The 19785-nt window shown below is 71.0% G+C and carries 23 protein-coding genes and 1 pseudogene; 12 read left to right on the forward strand and 12 right to left on the reverse strand.

What is annotated here, in order from left to right; translation table 11 throughout:
* Window positions 1-86 precede the first annotated feature (86 nt).
* Entirely contained in the window at window positions 87-593 is a 507-nt protein-coding gene (locus O7617_RS14935) for a DUF402 domain-containing protein (RefSeq protein WP_282264243.1), read from the forward strand.
* A gap of 22 nt (window positions 594-615) precedes the next feature.
* On the opposite strand, the gene sigJ is transcribed toward O7617_RS14935, so the two are convergent.
* On the reverse strand, window positions 616-1581 hold the full coding sequence (gene sigJ / locus O7617_RS14940; protein ID WP_282264244.1) for an RNA polymerase sigma factor SigJ: 966 nt from the start codon (window positions 1579-1581) through the stop codon (window positions 616-618).
* 134 nt (window positions 1582-1715) lie between these two features.
* Between sigJ and O7617_RS14945 the strand changes: the two genes are divergently transcribed.
* The 3 genes from O7617_RS14945 (at window position 1716) to O7617_RS14955 (ending at window position 4424) form a co-directional block, all read left to right on the forward strand.
* A complete protein-coding gene (locus tag O7617_RS14945; protein WP_282264245.1) occupies window positions 1716-2657 on the forward strand; it encodes a PPK2 family polyphosphate kinase in 942 nt (313 codons plus the stop codon).
* A 128-nt stretch (window positions 2658-2785) separates the two neighbouring features.
* Window positions 2786-3412 carry a DUF47 family protein gene (locus O7617_RS14950; RefSeq protein WP_074314917.1) on the forward strand — a complete coding sequence of 209 codons (627 nt, stop codon included), beginning with the start codon at window positions 2786-2788 and terminating at the stop codon, window positions 3410-3412.
* Between the two features lie 4 nt (window positions 3413-3416).
* A complete protein-coding gene (locus O7617_RS14955; RefSeq protein WP_282264247.1) occupies window positions 3417-4424 on the forward strand; it encodes an inorganic phosphate transporter in 1008 nt (335 codons plus the stop codon).
* 50 nt (window positions 4425-4474) lie between these two features.
* Here the strand turns inward: O7617_RS14955 and O7617_RS14960 are convergent, their stop codons facing one another.
* Window positions 4475-5443 carry a Gfo/Idh/MocA family oxidoreductase gene (locus O7617_RS14960; RefSeq protein WP_282264248.1) on the reverse strand — a complete coding sequence of 323 codons (969 nt, stop codon included), beginning with the start codon at window positions 5441-5443 and terminating at the stop codon, window positions 4475-4477.
* Window positions 5444-5737: 294 nt separating this feature from the next.
* Between O7617_RS14960 and O7617_RS14965 the strand changes: the two genes are divergently transcribed.
* Window positions 5738-6571 (forward strand): NUDIX domain-containing protein, encoded by an 834-nt coding sequence (locus tag O7617_RS14965; RefSeq protein ID WP_282264249.1) that lies wholly within the window; start codon window positions 5738-5740, stop codon window positions 6569-6571.
* Window positions 6572-6654: 83 nt separating this feature from the next.
* On the opposite strand, the gene pstB is transcribed toward O7617_RS14965, so the two are convergent.
* The 7 genes from pstB to O7617_RS15000 form a co-directional block, all read right to left on the reverse strand.
* A complete protein-coding gene (gene pstB, locus O7617_RS14970) occupies window positions 6655-7431 on the reverse strand; it encodes a phosphate ABC transporter ATP-binding protein PstB (RefSeq protein WP_088987405.1) in 777 nt (258 codons plus the stop codon).
* A 17-nt stretch (window positions 7432-7448) separates the two neighbouring features.
* Entirely contained in the window at window positions 7449-8537 is a 1089-nt protein-coding gene (gene pstA, locus O7617_RS14975; protein ID WP_282264250.1) for a phosphate ABC transporter permease PstA, read from the reverse strand.
* On the reverse strand, window positions 8534-9625 hold the full coding sequence (pstC, locus tag O7617_RS14980) for a phosphate ABC transporter permease subunit PstC (protein WP_282264251.1): 1092 nt from the start codon (window positions 9623-9625) through the stop codon (window positions 8534-8536). Before pstC ends, pstA begins: the two co-directional genes overlap by 4 nt.
* A 39-nt stretch (window positions 9626-9664) precedes the next feature.
* Window positions 9665-10771 (reverse strand): phosphate ABC transporter substrate-binding protein PstS, encoded by a 1107-nt coding sequence (gene pstS / locus O7617_RS14985; protein ID WP_282264252.1) that lies wholly within the window; start codon window positions 10769-10771, stop codon window positions 9665-9667.
* A 290-nt stretch (window positions 10772-11061) separates the two neighbouring features.
* On the reverse strand, window positions 11062-11988 hold the full coding sequence (gene mshD, locus O7617_RS14990) for a mycothiol synthase (protein WP_282264253.1): 927 nt from the start codon (window positions 11986-11988) through the stop codon (window positions 11062-11064).
* A 104-nt stretch (window positions 11989-12092) separates the two neighbouring features.
* Window positions 12093-12923 carry a polysaccharide deacetylase family protein gene (locus O7617_RS14995; protein ID WP_282264254.1) on the reverse strand — a complete coding sequence of 277 codons (831 nt, stop codon included), beginning with the start codon at window positions 12921-12923 and terminating at the stop codon, window positions 12093-12095.
* Window positions 12924-13136: 213 nt separating this feature from the next.
* Window positions 13137-13856: a response regulator transcription factor gene (locus O7617_RS15000; RefSeq protein WP_179781168.1), complete on the reverse strand. Its 720-nt coding sequence runs from the start codon at window positions 13854-13856 to the stop codon at window positions 13137-13139.
* Between the two features lie 242 nt (window positions 13857-14098).
* On the opposite strand from O7617_RS15000, the gene O7617_RS15005 reads away from it, so the two are divergent.
* The 5 genes from O7617_RS15005 (at window position 14099) to O7617_RS15020 (ending at window position 17597) form a co-directional block, all read left to right on the forward strand.
* The gene (locus O7617_RS15005; RefSeq protein ID WP_282264255.1) at window positions 14099-15157 is read left to right on the forward strand and encodes a hypothetical protein; all 1059 of its coding nucleotides are present in this window, start codon (window positions 14099-14101) and stop codon (window positions 15155-15157) included.
* Between the two features lie 104 nt (window positions 15158-15261).
* Window positions 15262-16050: a DUF2993 domain-containing protein gene (locus O7617_RS15010; RefSeq protein WP_282264256.1), complete on the forward strand. Its 789-nt coding sequence runs from the start codon at window positions 15262-15264 to the stop codon at window positions 16048-16050.
* Window positions 16051-16144: 94 nt separating this feature from the next.
* Window positions 16145-16222, forward strand: a complete 78-nt coding sequence (locus O7617_RS33465) for an Ms5788A family Cys-rich leader peptide (RefSeq protein ID WP_310503780.1) — start codon at window positions 16145-16147, stop codon at window positions 16220-16222.
* Between the two features lie 203 nt (window positions 16223-16425).
* Entirely contained in the window at window positions 16426-17274 is an 849-nt protein-coding gene (locus O7617_RS15015; protein ID WP_282264257.1) for a sulfurtransferase, read from the forward strand.
* 2 nt (window positions 17275-17276) lie between these two features.
* Window positions 17277-17597: a DUF1416 domain-containing protein gene (locus tag O7617_RS15020; protein ID WP_282264258.1), complete on the forward strand. Its 321-nt coding sequence runs from the start codon at window positions 17277-17279 to the stop codon at window positions 17595-17597.
* Between the two features lie 62 nt (window positions 17598-17659).
* Here O7617_RS15020 and O7617_RS15025 read toward each other — a convergent pair whose 3' ends face one another.
* The 3 genes from O7617_RS15025 to O7617_RS15035 are packed head-to-tail and all read right to left on the reverse strand — an operon-like array spanning window position 17660 to window position 18324.
* Complete coding sequence (locus O7617_RS15025; protein ID WP_282264259.1) at window positions 17660-17935, reverse strand: hypothetical protein; 276 nt, start codon at window positions 17933-17935, stop codon at window positions 17660-17662.
* On the reverse strand, window positions 17928-18149 hold the full coding sequence (locus O7617_RS15030) for a hypothetical protein (protein ID WP_282264260.1): 222 nt from the start codon (window positions 18147-18149) through the stop codon (window positions 17928-17930). The genes O7617_RS15025 and O7617_RS15030 overlap by 8 nt, the downstream gene beginning before the upstream one ends.
* Window positions 18139-18324 carry a hypothetical protein gene (locus tag O7617_RS15035; protein ID WP_282264261.1) on the reverse strand — a complete coding sequence of 62 codons (186 nt, stop codon included), beginning with the start codon at window positions 18322-18324 and terminating at the stop codon, window positions 18139-18141. Before O7617_RS15035 ends, O7617_RS15030 begins: the two co-directional genes overlap by 11 nt.
* Window positions 18325-18663: 339 nt before the next feature.
* Between O7617_RS15035 and O7617_RS15040 the strand changes: the two are divergent.
* Window positions 18664-18789, forward strand: a pseudogene (locus O7617_RS15040) (transcriptional regulator); the annotation flags it as partial.
* Between the two features lie 131 nt (window positions 18790-18920).
* Window positions 18921-19784: a hypothetical protein gene (locus O7617_RS15045; protein ID WP_282264262.1), complete on the forward strand. Its 864-nt coding sequence runs from the start codon at window positions 18921-18923 to the stop codon at window positions 19782-19784.
* Window position 19785 lies beyond the last annotated feature (1 nt).

Here is a 19785-nt window from a genome sequence, read left to right on the forward strand (position 1 = left end):
GCCGACCGGACCTGTCGACGTGGGGACGCGTCGCCCGGTTACCGCCGCGCTACGACGCGTGGGCGGTATCGGTTAGGGTGCGAATCATGCCGAGCGACATGGTCCGAGTGATCTACCGCAAGTACGACGGCAGCGCCCACCGCGACTACCCGGCCCGTCGGCTCACAGAGGACGACCTCGGCATCTGGCTCGGCGTGCCGGAGGGCACCGAGTCGGTCTATCACGGCCGGCCGTCGGTCGAGAAGATCCCGTTCGTGTTGCTGGTGCCGCATCGCGCCTGGTGGACGGCGATGTTCAACCCGCCGCCCCGCACCAGCGAGGTCTACTGCGACATCACCACCCCGGCCCGCTGGGAGTCCGACGACACGGTGCACCTCATCGACCTCGACCTGGACGTGGTCCGGCGTCGCGCCACCGGGCTGGTGGAGCTGCTCGACGAGGACGAGTTCGCCGAGCACCGGGCTCGGTTCGGTTACCCGGACGACGTGGTGGCCGAGGCCGAAGCAGCGGCCCAGCGGCTGTTCGGCGCCCTCGGCGACGGCACCGAGCCGTTCGCCGGCGCGTACCGCAAGTGGTTGGCCCTCGTGGTCTGACACCGCCCACGGCGGGGTCGGCTCACCAGCGCGGCGGCCAGGTGTCGTCGTCGCCCAACGGCACGAGGGCGGCGAGCTTCTCCGGATTGAGCTGGTTGTAGATGGCGGTGATCCGCCCCGCGTGCACCGCGAACGCGGTCACCAGGCGGATGGGCCGGCCGTCGCTGTGCGTCGTCTCCATCTGCAGGCCGAGCACACCGTCGACGAGCACCGGCCGGGACCGCACCCGGTGGGCGTACCGGCCGGTCCGGCCGAACAGACCGAGCGTGAGGCGGCCCACGGCGTCCGCGCCGAGCACCGGTCGCCGGGCCGCCGGGAAGTGCCCGCCGGAATCGCCGACGAACACCACGTCCGGCGCGAGCACCCGGAGCAGTTGGTCCAACTCGCCGGACTCGGTGGCGGCGACGAACGCTTCGAGCACCCGACGCTGCTCGGCCAGGTCGGCGGTGTGCCGGGGGACGTCCGGCGCGGCGACCGCCCGGCGTGCCCGGGAGGCGAGCTGTCGGGCCGCCACCTCGGTGGTGCCGAGCACGTCGGCGACCCGGGCGAACGGCACCGCGAACACGTCGTGCAGCACGAGGGCGACCCGCTGCTCAGGTGCGAGCCGCTCCAGCACCACCAGTAACGCCGCGCCGACCTGGTCGGTGCGGACCGCCCGGTCCGCCGGATCGGGCGCGTAGCCGTCCGAGGCCGGGCCGCCGGCCAACGGGCTCACCACCGGCTCCGGAAGCCACTGACCCGGGTACGCCTCCCGGCGGACCCGGGCCGAGCGGAGCACGTCCAGGCAGATGCGGGCGCAGGTGGTGGTCAGCCACGCGGACAGCTCACGGATCTCGGTGCGCGCCGTCGGGTCCGCCAGTGCCCCGGCGCAGCGCAGCCAGGTCTCCTGCACCGCGTCCTCCGCCTCGGCGCGGCTGCCCAGCATCCGGTGGGCCACCGCGAGCAGCCGGCCCCGCTCGGCCTCGAACTCCGTCGCCAGGTCCCGCACGACCCACCACCCTCTCCGGTCGGCACGTCCTGGCTACATCCTCGCGGCAACCGCACGCCCCGGCAGCCCCGTACCTACCCGGACGGCGGTCCCCTTGATAAGCGGATGGCACCCGGGTGGGCGATGATCCGTGGATGAGCGCACCCCAGCAAGGGCAGATCGTGGCACCGGCCGGCGGCTCCGTGCGGGAGTTGCTGCGGGTCGGCGCACCTGTGGATCTCGCCACCATCGACCCCCGCTCCACCCCCGGCCTGCCGGAGACGGTGGGGCGCGGCGAGCATCGCAAGACCTGGGCGCGAGAGCAGGTGGAGCTGGTCGGCGGCGAGTTGGCCCAGCAGCAGGAGATGCTCTTCGCGATGGCCAAGACCGGGTCGGATCGGCCCGCGCACCGGGTGCTGCTGGTGCTCCAGGCGATGGACTGCGGTGGCAAGGACGGCACGATCAAGCGGGTGGCCGGTGCGATGAACCCGCTGGGCCTGCACATCCGGTCGTTCGGGCCGCCGACCCCGGAGGAGCTGCGGCACGACTTCCTCTGGCGGATTCGTCGGGAGCTGCCGCCGCCGGGATACGTGGGGATGTTCAACCGTTCGCACTACGAGGACGTGTTGATCGCCCGGGTCGGCTCGCTGGTGCCGGAGTCGACCTGGCGGGCCCGCTACGACGCCATCAACTCGTTCGAGCGGGAGCTGACCGACTCTGGAATGACCCTGGTGAAGGTCATGTTGCACATCTCGTACGAGGAGCAGGGCGAGCGCCTGCTGGAACGCCTCACCGATCCCCGCAAGCACTGGAAGTACAACCCGTCCGACATCGACTCGCGAGGGCACTGGGACGACTACCAGGCCGCGTACGCCGAGGCCCTGAGCCGGTGCGGCACGGACGCCGCGCCCTGGTTCGTGGTGCCGGCGGACCGCAAGTGGTATCGGGACTGGGCGGTGGCCCACCTGCTGCGTGAGACGTTCGACACTCTCGACCTGGGGTATCCGGCTGCCGATTTCGACGTGGACGAGGAGCGGGAACGGCTGCGTGCTGGGGGAGCGGGTGCGCGTGGGGCAGCCGAGATGAACATCAGGTAAACGAGCGGTGAATGCGGCCTGGCCAGGGGTGGGCCGACGAATTCGCGGTCCAGGCGTTTCCTAGCATTCACCGAGCGGTCGCCCTTCGGGCGGCGCCACCCTTCCACCGACGCGACGAGGTCTGTGCTGTGAAGTTTTCCTTCCGCCCCACCGAGGGCGCCTTCTACGAGCTCTTCACCAGGGCCGCGCAGAACCTGGTCCGGGGCACTGAGCTGCTCAACGAGCTGGCCCTGCCCGGAGTGGACGTGCAGTCGGTCAGCGAGCGGCTGACCGAGGTCGAGCACGACAGCGACCAGATCACCCACGAGCTGTACAAGAAGATCAACTCGACGTTCATCACGCCGTTCGACCGGGAGGACATCTACCGGCTCGGCTCGCTGCTGGACGACGTGATGGACCACCTGGAAGCCGTGGGCGACCTGCTCTACCTGTACGGGCTCACCGAGCTGCCGGCACTGCCCCGGGAGCTGCACGAGATGGTCAACGTCCTCGACCAGCAGGCCAAGTTGACCGCCGAGGCGATGCCCCGGCTGAAGTCGATGAAGGATCTCGAGGACTACTGGATCGAGTGCAACCGCCTGGAGAACGAGGGCGACCGGATCAACAGGCAGTTGCTCGTCCGCCTCTTCTCCGGCGAGTACGACGCGTTGACCGTGCTGAAGATGAAGGAGGTCGCCGACGAGCTGGAGGCCGCCTGCGACGCCTTCGAGCACGTGGCCAACACCGTCGAGACCATCGCGGTCAAGGAGTCCTGAGCCGGTGTCTCCCGAACTCATCGCCGTCCTGGCGGTGATCGCGGTAGCCCTGGCGTTCGACTACACCAACGGCTTCCACGACGCTGCCAACGCGATCGCGACAAGCGTCTCCACCCGGGCTCTGACACCCCGGATCGCCCTGCTGCTCGCCGCGGTGGGCAACTTCATCGGTGCGCACTTCGGCGCGGGGGTGGCCAAGACCGTCGGCGACGGACTGGTCACCCTGCCCACCGGGGTGAGCAGCCTGGGGGTGGTCTTCGCCGGTGTGCTCGGCGCCATCGCCTGGAACCTGATCACCTGGTACTTCGGTCTGCCGTCCTCCTCCTCGCACGCGCTCTTCGGCGGCCTGGTCGGCGCGACGCTGCTGTCCGCCGGCGGCATCGTGCAGTGGGTCAACATCGGCGAGAAGGTCATCCTGCCGATGGTGCTCTCGCCGATCGTCGGTCTCACCCTCGGCTACCTGCTGATGCTGGCCATCCTCTGGCTGTTCCGGAAGGGGCAGCCGGGCAAGCTCAACCGGGGCTTCCGGTGGGCGCAGACCGCCTCGGCGGCCGCCATGTCCGTCGGCCACGGCATGCAGGACGCCGCCAAGACCATGGGCATCGTGGTGCTGGCGCTCTACACCGGTGGCTTCCAGGAGAGCAAGACGCACATCCCGGGCTGGGTCTTCTGGACGTCGGCGACCATGCTGGCCCTCGGCACGTACGCCGGTGGTTGGCGGATCATCCGCACGCTGGGCCGGAAGATCATCGACCTGGGGCCGCCGGAGGGTTTCGCGGCCGAGACGGTCGCCAGCGCGGTGCTCTACTTCAACGCCCTGGTGCTCAAGGCCCCGATCTCCACCACCCACACGATCACCTCGGCGATCATGGGTGTGGGGGCGACCAAGCGGCTCTCCGCCGTCCGTTGGAACGTCGCCGGCAACATCGTGATCGCCTGGATCATCACGTTCCCGGCCGCCGCGCTGATCGCCTGCGTCACCTACCTGCTGGTCCGGCCGCTCTTCGGCTGACCGCTCACGCCAAAGGAGAGGCCCCCGGTTTCGACCGGGGGCCTCTTACGTCACTCGTAGCGCACGCCGATCTGCTCGCGCACCGCGTCGAGCAGCGCCATCACCTCGAGGGTGGTGGCATGCGGCACCAGCGGGCTCTCGGTCAGCCCGGCGGCCAGGCAGCGCTGCACCTCCATCGCCTCGTACTGGTAGCCGTTGCCCGCGGTGTCCGCAGTGATCGTCTCCGGCTCGGCACCGGCCCGGTGCACGATGAGCGAGCCCGGCCGGAAGAACGGCTCCGGCAGGTCGATCCGCCCGGTGGTGCCGGTGATCGAGGCGGTCTGTCCGCTCAGCCCGACCATGCCGCAGCTCAGCGTCGCCAGCGCGCCGTTGTCGTAGCCGAACAGGATGCCGGTGTTCTCGTCCGTACCCTCCGGGCCGATCTGCGCCCAGGACCGGATGTGCTGCGGCACCCCGAGCAGCAGGTGGGCCAGACTGATCGGGTAGATGCCCAGGTCGAGCAGGGCGCCCCCGCCCAGCGCCGCGTTGCGCATCCGGTGGTCCGGCGGGAACGGCCCGGCCACCCCGAAGTCGGCGCGGACGCCGCTCACCGTGCCGATCGCCCCGTCCGCGATCAGCTGGACCGCCCGCAGGATCAGCGGGTTCGTCCTCATCCACATGGCTTCCATCAGGAAGACCCCGGCGGCGCGGGCGGTCTCCACCAACTCGGTGCTGGTGGCCAGGTCGAGGGTGAACGGCTTCTCCAACAGCACCGCCCGCCCGGCGGTCAGACAGGTCATCGCCGCCTCGTAGTGCGCGGAGTGCGGCGTCGCCACGTAGATCGCGTCGACCTCCGGGTCGGCGGCCAGCTCCACCCAGGAACCGTGCGCGCGCTTCGCGCCGTACGTGTCGGCGAAACGCCGCGCGCTCTCCGCGGAACGGGAACCGACCGCCACCAGCTCGGCGTCCGGCACCAGCCGGAGGTCTTCGGCGAAACGGCTGGCGATGTGGCCGGTGGCCAGGATGCCCCAACGAGTCATGCCGGAAACGCTAACCGAGCTGGGTGAACGGTTCGCCGCCGGCTCAGCCGTCGGACATCGCGGTACTGCCCGGTCGCCTCCCCGGCCCCGCCCACCTCACCCACGTCCTTTGCTCTGCTTATGCCGACGCACCACGTCGCGGCCGGATGTGGTGCACCCGCATATGCAGAGCAAAGGACGACTGGACCAATGTGGCTCCCTGGACCGTCCACGCCGCTCGGGCCGCCGCCGGGTCGATCCGTTCCGGCGCATCGGCCGGGCCAGGAGCCCGACGGAGGGAACTAGGCTCGCGGCATGACGATCGACAGTGACGGCTTCGCCGCCCCGGCCGCCCTGGTCGAGCACGCCCGCCGGTTCCGGGCCGAGGGCGGCACCCCGGCGGTGCCCCGGGTCGCGGCCACCGTGCTGCTGCTCCGCCCGACCGAGGCCGACTTCGAGGTGTACGTCATCCGCCGGGTCGCCGCCATGACCTTCGGAGGCATGTACGCCTTCCCCGGCGGCGGTGTCGACCGCTCCGACTCGGAGGCGCACCTGGACTGGGCGGGGCCGGCGCCGAGTGAGTGGGCCGGGCGGCTCGGGGTGACCCCGGACGCCGCCCAGGCAGTCGTCTGCGCCGCCGCGCGGGAGGTCTTCGAGGAGGCCGGTGTGCTGCTCGCCGGCCCGGACCGGACGACGGTGGTGGGCGACGTCAGTGGCGACGACTGGGAGGCGGCCCGGCAGGACCTGGAGGGTCGCCGGTTGGGCTTCGCGGCGCTGCTCGCCGACCGTCAGCTCACGCTCCGCTCGGACCTGCTGCTGCCGTGGAGCCGGTGGATCACGCCGGAATTCGAACCGCGCCGCTTCGACACGTACTTCTTCGTCGCCCTGCTGCCGGCGGGGCAACGAACCCGCGACGTCTCCGGCGAGGCCGACCACACGCTGTGGATCCGGCCGGCGGACGCGCTGGCCCGCGCCGAGGCGGGCGAGCTGACCATGCTGCCACCGACCCTGGTCACGCTGGCCCAGGTGGCGGCGGCCGGTGACCTGGCCGGAGTGGCGCAGGCCGCCGCCGACCGGGACGCGGCCACCCCGGTCACCCCCCGCCTGGACCTCCCCCCGAACGGCACCCCCCGCTTCGTCCTGGGCTGACGCCCGGAAACGGCACCGGCGCCCACGCCGGGAGGGCGGGGCGCCGGTGACCGGTCGCGGTCGGCTCAGCCGAAGCGGTCGGCTCAGCCGAAACGGCCGGTGATGTAGTCCTCGGTCTTCTTCACGCTCGGGTTGCTGAAGATCTTCTGGGTGTTGTCGTACTCGATCAGGCGGCCCGGGTCGCCGGTCTTCTCGATGGAGAAGAAGGCGGTCCGGTCCGAGACCCGCGCGGCCTGCTGCATGTTGTGCGTCACGATGATGATCGTGAACTTGTCCTTGAGCTGGAACATCAGGTCCTCGATCGCCAGCGTGGAGATCGGGTCCAGGGCCGAGCACGGCTCGTCCATCAGCACGACCTGCGGCTCGACAGCGATCGTCCGGGCGATGCACAGTCGCTGCTGCTGACCACCGGAGAGACCAGCGCCGGGCTTGCCCAGCCGGTCCTTGACCTCGTCCCACAGGTTCGCCGAACGCAGCGCCTTCTCGGCGGCCTCGTCCAGGATCGACTTCTTGCGCACCCCGTTGAGCTTCAGACCGGCCACAACGTTCTCGAAGATGCTCATGGTGGGGAACGGGTTCGGCCGCTGGAAGACCATGCCGATCGTGCGGCGGACCGCCGTGACGTCCACGTCGCGGTGGTAGATGTCCTGGTCGTCGATGGTCAGGCTGCCCTCGACGCGGGCCCCCGGCAGCACCTCGTGCATCCGGTTGATGGACCGCAGGAACGTCGACTTGCCGCAACCGGACGGCCCGATGAGGGCGGTGACCGTCTTCGGCTCGACAGTCAGGTTGATGTTCTCGATCGCCTTGAAGCCGCCGTAGTACGCGGTGACGTTCGAGGCGGAGACGCGCTTGGCCATTGTGGTACCTCCGGGGTTCATCGGCTGAGCCTGTTGCGACGGGCCAGCAGCTTCGCCGCGATCGTCAGGATGAGCACGAGGGCGACCAGGGTGAGTGCCGCGGTCCACGCCCGTGCCGGTGCGTACTTCGACGCGTCACCGGCCTGCTGGTAGACGAAGAGGGACAGCGACGACTGGTTGTTCTCGAACGGGTTCGTGTTGATAGCGGCGCCGCCGCCGGCGACCAGCAGGACCGGCGCGGTCTCACCGGCCGCGCGGGCGATGGCCAGCATGACGCCGGTGATGATGCCGGGCAGTGCCGTCGGCACCACCACCCGCAGGATGGTCTTCCACTTGGGTACGCCGAGCGCGTAGGCGCCCTCGCGCAGTGGCGCCGGAACGAGGCGGAGCATCTCCTCGGTCGAGCGGACGATGGTCGGCAGCATGAGCACGCTGAGCGCGAGCGCAGCGGCGAAGCCGGAGAAGCTCGGTCGACCGTCGTTGAACCACGGCGACACGACCAGCACCCAGAACGCCAGCACGAACAGGCCGGAGACGATCGACGGGATGCCCGTCATCACGTCCACGAAGAACCGGATCGCGAAGGCGAACTTACCCCGGCCGTACTCGACGATGTAGATCGCGCACAGGATGCCGAGCGGCACGGTGATCAGGGTGGCGATGCCGACCTGCTCCAGCGTGCCGACGATCGCGTGGTACGCGCCACCGTTGGCGTCGCGGGCCCCGATGTTGTTCATCGAGGTCTGGAAGAAGTTGACGTCCAGCCGGTCGGCACCCTTGCTGACCAGCGTCCAGACCACTGACACGAGCGGCAGCACCGCCACCACGAACGCGGAGTGGATCAGCGCGCTCCAGGTGCGGTTACGGGCCGACCGGCGCCCCTCGACCGCGTTGGCCGCGGCGAAGAGCCCGACCAGGTAGAGGATGGCGCCGAGGACGACAACGAGGACCGGGCCGCCGATGCCGGCGCCGTAGACGATCACGGCGGAGAGCGCCAGGGCCGCCACGGCGATGGCTGGTGCGGCGTACGCGGGTAGCCGCTTCGCCCGCAGCGACTCGGGCTGGGCCGGCGGGCGGGTGCGGTGGGAGGTGACGGTTGTGGTCATGCGGCCGACTCCGTGAACTCCCGGCGGCGGTAGATGATCGCCCGCGCCGTGATGTTGACGATCAGCGTGATGGTGAACAGCACCAGGCCGGAGGCGATGAGCGCGCCCCGACCGGTCTCGTTCGCCTCGCCGAACGCGTTGGCGATGTTGGCGGCGATGGTGTTGCCGCCGTTCTGGATCAGGTTGAACGAGATGCCGAAGGTGATGCCGAGGGTCATGGCCAGGGCGATGGTCTCGCCGAGCGCCCGGCCGAGGCCGAGCATCACCGCGGCGATGATGCCGGGGCGGCCGTAGGGAAGGACCGCGGTGCGGAGCATCTCCCACCGGGTGGCGCCCAGGGCGAGTGCGGCCTCCTCGTTGGCGGTCGGCGTCTGGAGGAACACCTCGCGGGAGAGCGAGGTGATGATCGGCAGCACCATGATGGCGAGCACCAGGGCACCCAGCATGATCGACTTACCGAACGGGCCGTCACCGCCGAAGATCGGAAGCCAGCCGAAGTGCTGGTTCAACCAGACCGAGAAGTCCCGGACCGGGTTGATGAAGATGTCCCGCCCCCAGAGGCCGAAGACCACGCTGGGTACGGCGGCGAGCAGGTCGATCAGGAAGCCGAGCGCGGTGCCCAGCCGGCGGGGTGCGTAGTGCGAGAGGTAGAGCGCGATGCCCAGTGCCACCGGCACCGCCATGAGCAGCGCCAGCGCCGCGCTGAGCACGGTGCCGAAGGCGAGGGTGCCGATGCCGAACTTCGGCTCCGTCTCGTTGGGGGACCAGCCCTCGTAGGTCCAGAAGTTCTCGGTGTTGGCGCGCAGGGCCGGCACCGCCTTGGCGATCAGGAAGATCGCGATGGCGGCGATGATGACCAGAACCGCGGTGCCGGCGGCCATTGTGAGACCGCGGAAGGCCCGCTCGGCGCCGAACCTACGGCTGCGCGGCAGCGCGCCGCCGCCGCCCAGCCCGGCGCCGCCCGGGGAACGGGTGCTGACTGGTGCCTCGGCCACACGCGCCGAGGCACCGGCGGGCCACTCGTGACTCTGGGTCACGCGCGTCCCGCCGGTGCCGGCGTCGGCCGAGCGGTGAGGGGTTTCACCCATCTGCTCGCTCGATTCGGTTGCGGAGGTGGTGGATTCGGGTCAGGAGAGGTTCTTGACCGCGGTCTCGACCTTGGTGCGGACCGACTCCGGCAGCGGGGCGTAGCCCAGGTCGGTCAGCGAGTTCTGGCCCTCGGCGCTGGCGGCGTAGCCCAGCAGGCCCTTGACCAGCGCGAGCTTGTCGGCCGCGAGGCCCTTGCTGCAGACGATCTCGTACGTCGCCAGGACGATCGGGTACGCCCCGGCCTCCTTGGTGTTGTAGTCGATCTTCAGCTTGAGGTCGTCGCCCTGGCCCTCGACGGCCGCACCGGCGATGGTCTTGCCGGCCGCCTCGGCGGTCAGCGCGGCGAACTCGCCCGCACCGTTACCGATCTTGGCCATCTTCAGGCCGGCGTTCTCGGCGAACGACCACTCCATGTAACCGATGGAGCCGTCGGCGCCCTTGACCGAGCTGGCCACGCCGTCGGAGCCCTTGGCGCCGGTGCCGCCCGGAGCCTTCCACGCCTTGGCCTTGCCGAGGGTCCAGTCGGCCTCGGCGGTCTTGGAGAGGTAGTTGGTGAAGTTGTCGGTGGTGCCCGACTCGTCCGAGCGGTGGACGGTCTGGATGGTGGTCGCCGGGAGCTTGGCGTCCGGGTTGTCGGCCTTGATGGCCGCGTCGTCCCACTTGGTCACCTTGCCGGCGAAGATCTTCGCCAGGGTGGCCGGCTTGAGCTGGAGGTTGTCCACGCCGCTCACGTTGTAGGCGACGGCCACCGGGCCGATCACCATCGGCAGGTGGATGGCCTTGCCACCGGCGCACTTGGCGTCGGCCTGCGGCTGCTCCTCCGGCTTGAGCGCGGAGTCGGAGCCGGCGAAGTCGGCGGTCCCGGCGATGAACGCCTGGATGCCGGCGCCGGAGCCGGTCGGCTCGTAGTTGATCGTGGTGCCCTGGCACTTCTGCTGGTACGCCTTGATCCATTCGGCCATGGCGTTCTTCTGCGCCGACGAGCCCTGGGCGTTCAGCGTGCCGGTAGCGCAGTCGACCGCGGCGGCCGAGCCCGAAGCACTCGCGCCGGAGGCGGGCCCGTTGTTGTCCGAGCCGCATGCGCTGAGACCGAGCGTCGCGGCAAGAGCGAGGCCGGCAATAGCGCCGTACCGCTGGAGCTTCACCTGAGGGGTTTCCCTTCGCGTCTGACTTGGCGCCCCGATCCCGGGGCCCGAGGACCGGCAGTGACCGGCTGACACGAAAGTTAGAAGTGCCAGGTAGCCGGTTCGCCGGTCGCAAGTGAACGCGAGGTGAACACGTGCGGCCCCCGAGGTGACCGCTCGCTGAGGGTGAGTTGTCCGTTAAGTGAACCCGGGTACACCTGTCGGATGTATAGGTATATTTCCGGTTCGCTGTTATGGCGCCGACGCCCGGCCGTTATCCAGCGGTGACCCGGCCGGGACGGCGGCGGCGCTCAGCCCAGGTGGTAGTTGATGTGCGCGGACCAGCGGGCGAAGCCCATCCGCTCGTAGAGCGCGACGGCGCCGGTGTTCGACTCGTCCACGTAGAGCATCACGCGGTCCAGGCCCCGCCTGTCCCGCAGGTACGCCAGCCCGGCCGTGGTCAGTGCCCGGCCGAGCCCGCCACCGTGCGCGGTCGGCTCGACCCCCAGCACGTACACCTCGCCGATCCGGGCCGAGCCCGGGCGTTCGTGCACCTTGGTCCAGTGGAAGCCGAGCAGCCGACCGGTCCCGGTCTCCTCGGCGAGCAGGAAGCCCTCCCTGTCGAACCAGGGCTCGGCCAGCCGGACCCGCAGGTCGTCAGAGGTCCAGCGCCCCTGCTCGGGGTGCTCGGCGAAGGCGCGCGAGTTGAGGGTCAGCCAGGCCGCGTCGTCCACCCCGGGCCGGAACGCGCGCAGCGCGACCCCTTCGGGGAGGCGTGGTTCACCGAGCGGGGCGGCCAGGGACCGGCGCAGTTGCCACAGCACCCGTGCGCGGGTGAAGCCGAGGTCGACGCCGAGCGCCGCCGCCGACGGGTGGTCGCCGTGCGCCCACGCCCGCAGCGGTCCGGTGGCCGACGCGAGTACGCCCCGGGCCAACGCGCGACCGGTGCCCCGCCGCCGGTACGTGGGGTGCACCACCAGCTCGACTCCGATCCCGCCGACCGGGTCGGTGGTGTCCAGGTGTGCGTACCCGGTCAGGGTGCCGTCGTCGGCGCGGGCGATCAGGTGCAGCGCCGGGGCGTCCGGATCGCGCAGTCGGAGCAGGACGTGCTCGTCGAGCGGGCTCGCGCCGTCGGTGTCAGCCGCGGTGCCGGCCAGGGCCAGCACGTCGGCGATCTCCCCCGGTGCCAGTCGGTCGGTCCGGGTCACCTGGTCGCTGGTCGGCTCCGCGCTGCTCATCCAGTCACCGTATCCGTTGCGTGTCGTGCCGCCCGGACCGTCGCCGCGCAAAGCTGCGGATCAGGTCGGATCGGTGGGCGGCGCCTCCAACTCGTGACGTGCGGTCAGGTCGGATCGGTGGGCAGCGCCTCCAGCTCGAAACGCGCGGTCAGGTCGGGCAGGATCCGGCGCAGGGCGTCCACCGTGCCCTGTCGGTCGCCGCCGGCGTCGTGCAGCAGCACCACCGAGCCGGGCGCGGCCTGGGTCACCACCGTCGCAGTGATCTTGGCAGCGCCGGGCAGGTCCCAGTCCGACGGGTCGACCGACCAGTGCAGCGGGGTCATGCCGAGCTGCCGCGCCACCGACACCACCGGGTACGTCCAGGCGCCGCCCGGCTGGCGGTACCAGACGATCGGCGCGCTCGGCACCGCCGCCCGGATCGCGTCGTTGGTGCGCAGCAGGTCGGCGCGGATCGCGTCGGCCGATCGGGCACCCAGGCCGACGTCGTGGTGCCACGAGTGGTTGCACAGGGTGTGTCCGTCGTCGACGATCGCCTGGATCAGGTCGGGATGGTTCTGGGCGTTCTCCCCGACGACGCAGAACGTGGCCCGCACGTCGAACTCGCGCAGCGTGGCGAGGACCTGCGGGGTGTACCGGGGGTCCGGCCCGTCGTCGAAGGTCAGCGCGAGGCGGGGAGAGCCGGTGGTCTCGTGGGCGCCGAACAGCTTGTCGCCGCCCGCGTCGCGGCCCGAACCGTCCTGGCCGGTCTCGGCCGGGCCGGTGCTGCCGTCGGGGCGCGGCGCGCTGTCCGGGTCGCCGTCGCTGGGCTGGTCGGCGTAGTGCGGCGCGTCGGCGTTCGTGGTCACGTCGGGGGGGTGCCGAGGGCTCGGGTCCAGGACGAGGCTCCGGCCCAGCGCGTACGCCGAGCCGAGCAGTGCCGCCAGCACCAGCGTCACGATCCCCGTCGCCTTCGCTGTCGAACTGCCCCGCGTCACGGCGTCCGCCCGGCCGGCCGGCCAGGCCGACCCGTCGCCCCCGTGGTGACTGCGCGCACCGTGGCCCCTTTCTCCGGCAAACCCGGCAGTCAGAATAGAACCGCCAAGCTACGCAAAAAGGGCATACGGGAAATTGAAGGCGTGGCTTCCGGGGGCGGACGGGCAGGGTGCCGGTCAGACGGGCAGGGGCGCGTGCTCCGCCTCGGGCAGCGACCGCGACGGCGGGACGACGAACTTGTAGCCGACCTGACGAACGGTGCCGATCATCGACTCGTACTCGGAGCCGAGCTTGGCGCGCAGTCGCCGAACGTGCACGTCGACGGTGCGGGTGCCGCCGAAGTAGTCGTAGCCCCAGACCTCGCGCAGGAGCTGGTCCCGGGTGAAGACCCGGCCGGGGTGCTGGGCCAGGAACTTCAGCAGCTCGAACTCCTTGTAGGTGAGGTCGAGCGGGCGACCCTTGAGCTTGGCCGCGTACGTGTCGGGGTCGATGGTCAGCTCGCCGGCCCGGATCGAGCCACCGGCGCCGGCCGTCGCGTTGCTCAGGCGGCCGACCGCCAACCGCAACCGCGCCTCCACCTCGGCGGGACCGGCCGAGGCGAGGATGACGTCGTCGACGCCCCAGTCGGCGTTCAGCGCGATCAGGCCGGCCTCGGTCACCACCGCGACCAGCGGCACGCCGAGCCCGGTGGCATGCAGCATCCGGCACGTCGCTCGGGCCTCGCTCAACTCCGACCGGGCGTCCACCAGAACCGCGTCCGGGCTGGGGCCCGCGACCAGGGTGCGTACGTCACGTGGCGCGGTGCGGACCGAGTGCGGCAGCAGGTCGAGTGCCGGCAGCACAGCCGACGGTTCGCCTGCGCGCGCGGTCACCAGCAACAGGATCTCCACGATCACCTCCGTCCCGGCGGCGCTCGGCCGCACGCGACCAGACACACCCACGGAGGAGTGCGCTGAGAAATTGCGTGGCCCCGGCGTCGCTGACGGGCGGGTAACGAGCTTGAGCGTAGCGGATCGCCTCGGCCGTGCCCTCAGGCCATTTCCTGTTTGTCTACCTTGCCCCTGATCGTGGAGCAGTTTTTAACGTTACCGAAACCCGGGACCACCGTCTCGGGCGGTCGGTCTGGCACGATCGGGTCGTGTTTCCCTCCACCTCGCCCGAGGCCGGCCGCGACTCGTGGCCCGCCGAGCCCCACCCGGGCCCGGCCGCCGCAGCGACCCGCGGCAACCCGCCCGCGCCGCGCACCGGTCCGGCCGCCACCGATGGCGACCGCCGTGAACGGGGCGGTCCCCGCCGGGCCCGCCGCTCCGGCGAGCCGGCCCGCCGATCCGAGGACGAGGTGGACGAGCCGGAGGAGGAGGTCGTACCCCCGGTCGAGGTGCACCGGCAGCTCTCGTTGACCATCGCCGGCTTCGCCGCGCTGCTCGGCGTCGGTCTGGTGCTCGGCGCGCAGACGTCCGGCCCCGGCCACCGGCTCCCGTTCGCCTTCATCATCTTCGGCGTCCAGTTGCTCTTCGTGCTCGCCTGGACGATGGCCATGCGCCCGCCCGCGCTGCTGGTCGTCGCCGGGATCAGCGCCGGGGCCGCGGCACTCGCCGACGTCGCCGCGGTGCAGACCGACATCGCCGGGCTCGCGCCGCTGGGCTACCTGGCCGTCGGCGGGTTCGTCGCCGCGGTGCTCGGCCAGCTGGTCCGCCGCGTCGACCGCGTCCGGGTCACCGACTCCCTCGGTGCGACGCTGCTCATCGTGGTCGGGGTCGTGGCCTTCGGCACCCTCATCGTGCTCAGCCGGATCCCGGCCGGCACCCAGGCGATCACCGTCTGCCTGTCGGCGAGCGGCGTCGCGCTGACCGTCGCCCGGCTCACCGACGCCGTGCTGCCGTGGCCCCGGCTGGCCCCGCAGGTGCCGCGCGGTGCCGCCGGCGTGGTGGCCGGCGCGATGGTCGGCACGCTGACCAGCGCGCTTCTGGGCAGCTACCTGGTGGCTCCCTTCACGCCGACGCGGGCCGCCGTGATCGGCCTGGTCGCGGCGGTCACCGCCGTGCTCGCCGACCTCGCCGTGGGGTACGCGGAGGCGGGCCGGCTGATGGCCGGGGAACCGCCCACCATGTGGGCGGCCCGGCACATGCAGGGTCCGCTCGGTGGTTTCGCCCTGGCGGCTCCCGCCGCGTACGCCATGTGCATGCTCCTGCTCTGAGTGACGGTTGAGCCCGGGGCCGGTCGGGTACCTACGGGTGCGCCGCGCTGCGGCACCGGTGTGGACGATCCGTCGCGGCGCGGCGGGCGAAGACGGGAGGCGGCGTGGCGGAGGACTATCCGGCGGGCGGGGCACGTCCCCGACGGCGCGGCCGCAAACTGCTCATCGGCCTGATCGTCCTGCTCCTGGTGGTGGCCGGGTTGCTGGTGGTCGCCGACCGGGTGGCGGTCGGGGTGGCCGAGCGGACCATCGCCGACCGGGTCGGTCAGGAGATCGCCAAGCAGGGCGCCCAGGCCGCCACGCCCGACGTCGAGGTGGCCGGCACACCGTTCCTCACCCAGGTGCTCGACGGCCGCTACCAGCGGATAACCATCAACCTGCGGGACGTGCGGACGTCGGTCGAAGGTGACGCCGTGCAGTTGCCGGTGCTGGACGTGACCGCCCGCAACGTGCGGGCCTCGCTGGACACCCTGCGCACCGGTCAGGGGGACATCATCGCGGACACCGTCAACGGCGCCGGCACCATCAGCTACGACAGCCTCGCCGCCCTGCTGAACCGCCCCGGGCTCAAGCTCGGCGAGCAGAACGGCAAGCTCGCCGTCACCGCACCCGTCGACATCCTCGGTCAGAAGCTGACCGTCGCCGGCACCGCCGACGTCACGGTCGCCGACAACGGCGCGGTCGCCCTGCGCTTCAACGACCTGGACGCGGCCGGTCTGCCGAACCTGCCGTTGGCCCGCGCCCTGGTGAACAACTACGCCAAGGGCATCTCCATCGACGTACCCCTGCCTGACCTGCCGTTCCAGTTGACCGTGCGGGAGGTTCGACCGCTGCCGGAAGGGCTGGCGGTCACCGTCGACGCGAAGGACGTACCCATCAATTCCGTCGGCTGACTTCCCGGTCAGCGCCGTCCTCCACCATTCGGTCGATCCCGGATGGTGGTCGGCTGAGTGGCAGCACGGTCACTGACTGGTAGGCTCGCTGACCATGGGGACCCACCTCACCAAACGGCGCGCGGTCGACCTGTGCCGCGTGGCCACCTGCCTGTGTCGCCCCGTCATCTGACGGCGGGGCTGTCTCCGGCCGCCTGACGGCGGCCACCGGCACGGGGTTCTCCAACCCTCCGGTCATCCCACCGAACGCCCGGCAGCGGCGCCGTCGCACGAACCCGTGATCCCGTCCTTCCGCTGGGTCCCGCGCGTGGTGCGACAGAAACCATCGAAACTCGCGCGTTGGCTCACCATCCATCCTCACCAGGGAGTGATTCGATGAGTCGCGACACCGCACTCGTTTCGGCCGAGTGGGCCGAGAAGAACCTCGACGCCCCGGGCGTCGTCTTCGTCGAGGTCGACGAGGACACTTCGGCCTACGAGACCGGCCACATCGCCGGCGCCATCAAGATTGACTGGAAGACCGACCTGCAGGACCAGGTCCGCCGGGACTTCGTCAACAAGTCCCAGTTCGAGGCGCTGCTCTCCGAGCGGGGCATCAGCAACGACGACACCGTCATCCTCTACGGCGGCAACAACAACTGGTTCGCCGCGTACGCGTACTGGTACTTCAAGCTCTACGGCCACGGCGACGTGAAGCTGCTCGACGGCGGTCGCAAGAAGTGGGAGTTGGACGCCCGTCCGCTGGTCACCGACTCGGTGACCCGCCCGGCGACGCAGTACGTCGCGCAGGAGCCGGACACCTCCATCCGGGCGTTCCGCGACGAGGTCGTCGCCGCGATCGGCACCAAGAACCTGGTCGACGTGCGCAGCCCCGACGAGTTCGCCGGTCGGTTGCTCGCCCCCGCCCACCTGCCGCAGGAGCAGGCGCAGCGGGCCGGCCACATCCCCACCGCGATCAGCGTTCCGTGGTCCAAGGCGGCCAACGAGGACGGCACGTTCCGGTCCGACGACGAGCTGCGCAAGATCTACGGCGACGCGGGGCTGGACGACAGCAAGGAGACCATCGCCTACTGCCGCATCGGTGAGCGCTCCTCGCACACCTGGTTCGTGCTCCAGGAGCTGCTGGGTCACCGCAACGTCAAGAACTACGACGGCTCCTGGACCGAGTACGGCTCGCTGGTCGGTGTGCCGGTCGCGCTCGGCGACGAACCCGGGGAGGCGTGATCATGACGCTTCCCATCGCGGCCGGTTGCGCCGCACCTGACCAGGCCGCGCCGCTGCCGGCCAGCCTGGACCTGGAGAAGGAGACCGTCATCACCGGGATCGTCCGCGCCGCTGACGACGAGCCGGTGCCGGGGGCGTACGTCCGGCTGCTCGACTCGACCGGTGAGTTCACCGCCGAGGTGGTGACCTCGACCGCCGGTCAGTTCCGGTTCTTCGCCGCGCCGGGCTCGTGGACGCTGCGGGCGCTGTCCCGGCACGGCAACGGCGACACCGCCGTCACCGCCGGCCGGGGCATCAACGAGGTCGCCGTCACCGTCGCCTGACCCACGCTCTGATCGACCGGGGCCGGTCACCCGCCAGGGGTGGCCGGCCCCCGCCGTTTGCGTCAGTACGCCTGCATCCTGCTGTGGTTGTCGGCAGGAGCTGATTCGGGTGGGACCACCTTGTAGTTCAACTCCTCGAGTGCTCGAGCGGCGATTCCCGGGGCGTCGCGTACCGCAGCCAGTAATTGAAGCTTGCGCCACTGCTCTCGGCCCTCACCGACAGCGCTCCGCCACCCCTCGACCGCGTCGACGCAGAATTCCTCGACCACGGCTTGCAGCACGTCCTCGACGCAGGGCCGGAAGCGGTGTCCGCCGAGGGGGAAGTGGAACTTAGCCAACGATGCTTGTTGTCGATGTACAGCGGAAGGTGCCGAAATCGTCCCCCTCGACGATGCCTACCATGACGCGGCCGCCGTTCCTGCCGGGCATCAGCAGCGCGGACAGATTCTTCTCTGTCCTCACCACTCGGTGCAGCCGGCTGGTGATGTCGTCGGCGAAGGCGCTGGCTTTGGCGATCAGTTCCGGAGAGACGGTCGTCCCGTCAGTTGTCATCGCCGAGCAGGTAGTCGATGGAACGGACCATCTCGTAGGCGCTGCGTTCGTCGGGACGAAGCTCGAAGTTGCGTCCCAACTCGTAGAGTGTCTCTTTGTTCATGTGGACGCGCGCCAGGAGCCGAGCGCGCCACTCCCGCAGCTGCTCCGGAGTCTTGACGATGGCGGTGCCCATTGCTGGTCCTCTCGCCGTCGACGACGTCGCTGTTGGCGTCACTCTAGTGCCTCCCTCCGACGACGCGGACCACGTTCTGGATCCCCGCGTCACTAGTCCACTACCCATCGTTAATCGACGGGACCGGCTCTTCGGGTATGGCGATGTCGGTTCTGCGACAGTCGTCAGGCTGGGGAGCCCGACCAGTCACACCAGTCACACCGACCGATAACTGTATGAGTTCGCATGATAGCCGGGAGTTGGTGCGGCTTCACCGCATCAATCGGCATGCGTCACTATCTACTGGTGGATGTCGAGGTTGGTGCGAGTGGCGGCGGCACGTCCGGTGAGAACGTTCCGATGGTCGTGTGCGTCAGCGCGGATGCCGCCATGGTCGAGCGGGTGCTCCGACGACTGGACGGGGTCGGTCAGGTGGTGAGCTGCCCGGACCTGGCCGAGTTGCGGGCGATGTTGTTCCCGTCGCCGCCCGGCCCGACGCCGGCCGCACCGCCGAGGTCGCCGCAGGAGCCGTCGCAGCCCGCCTGACCTCTGGCCGCCGCCCGAGGTCGGGCCGCGGCGCTGCCGGCTCGGCGGCGCGGGCGTGACACCATGGCCGGGTGAGCAGTGCTGTCCAGACGGGTTGGACCTCTTCGGGTGGTCCGGTGGCGCCGGTGCCGGCCCGGCCGTGGCGGCGGTGGCTGCTGGTTGCGACGGCGGCCTGGGCCGTGGTGCTGGCGGTGCTCACCTGGACATCGGTCCGCGACGACCCGCCGACAGTGCGCGAGCAGCGCTCCCTCGACCAGGCCGGCCCGGTGGTCGACCGGGCGGTCGGCGAGCTGGTCCGCGCGGCGGGGACGGCCGGTCTGCTCGACCTGGGTGCGGCGCGGGTCGCGGAAGGCTGCCGGGTCACCCCGTTCGCCGACGGGGCGAGGCTGCGCCGGGACGTGGGCGTGCTCGCGCCCACCGGCACCGAACGGGCCGTGTTGGCCGGGATCGCCGAGCGACTGCCGGCCGACTGGCGCGCTCGGGTCGGGTCCGGGCTGAACGGCCCGGAGCTCTACGCCGACGCCGGTGAGTTCGTGGCCGTCGAGGGGCGACCGACCGCGGACGGTCAGGTCCGACTGGTCGTCGACACCGGCTGCCGGCCGGTCGGCTCGGGCTACGCGCCGTCCCCGGCCGCCGCTACCGGCCCGGAGGCCGCCGCGTTGACTGCGGCGCTGGGGGTGCTCGGCGGGCCGGGCGACGCGACGCCCGAGCTGGTCAGCGCGCCCTGCCCGGGCGGCGGTTCGGCCCACACCGTGCGCTCCGTGGGTGGTCCCGGCTCGACCACCTCGCCGGCCGCGCTCGCCCCGCTGGCCGGGGGCGCCCCCCTGCTGGACGAACCACCGGTGTACGCGTACCGCACCGGCCAGGTCACGGTGCTGGCCGAGGTCGGCCCGGACGCCACCCGGGTGGCCGCCACGGTCGGCTGCCCGGACTGAG

It is taken from the genome of Micromonospora sp. WMMD1155, assembly GCF_029581275.1.
Classification (GTDB): Bacteria; Actinomycetota; Actinomycetes; order Mycobacteriales; family Micromonosporaceae; genus Micromonospora.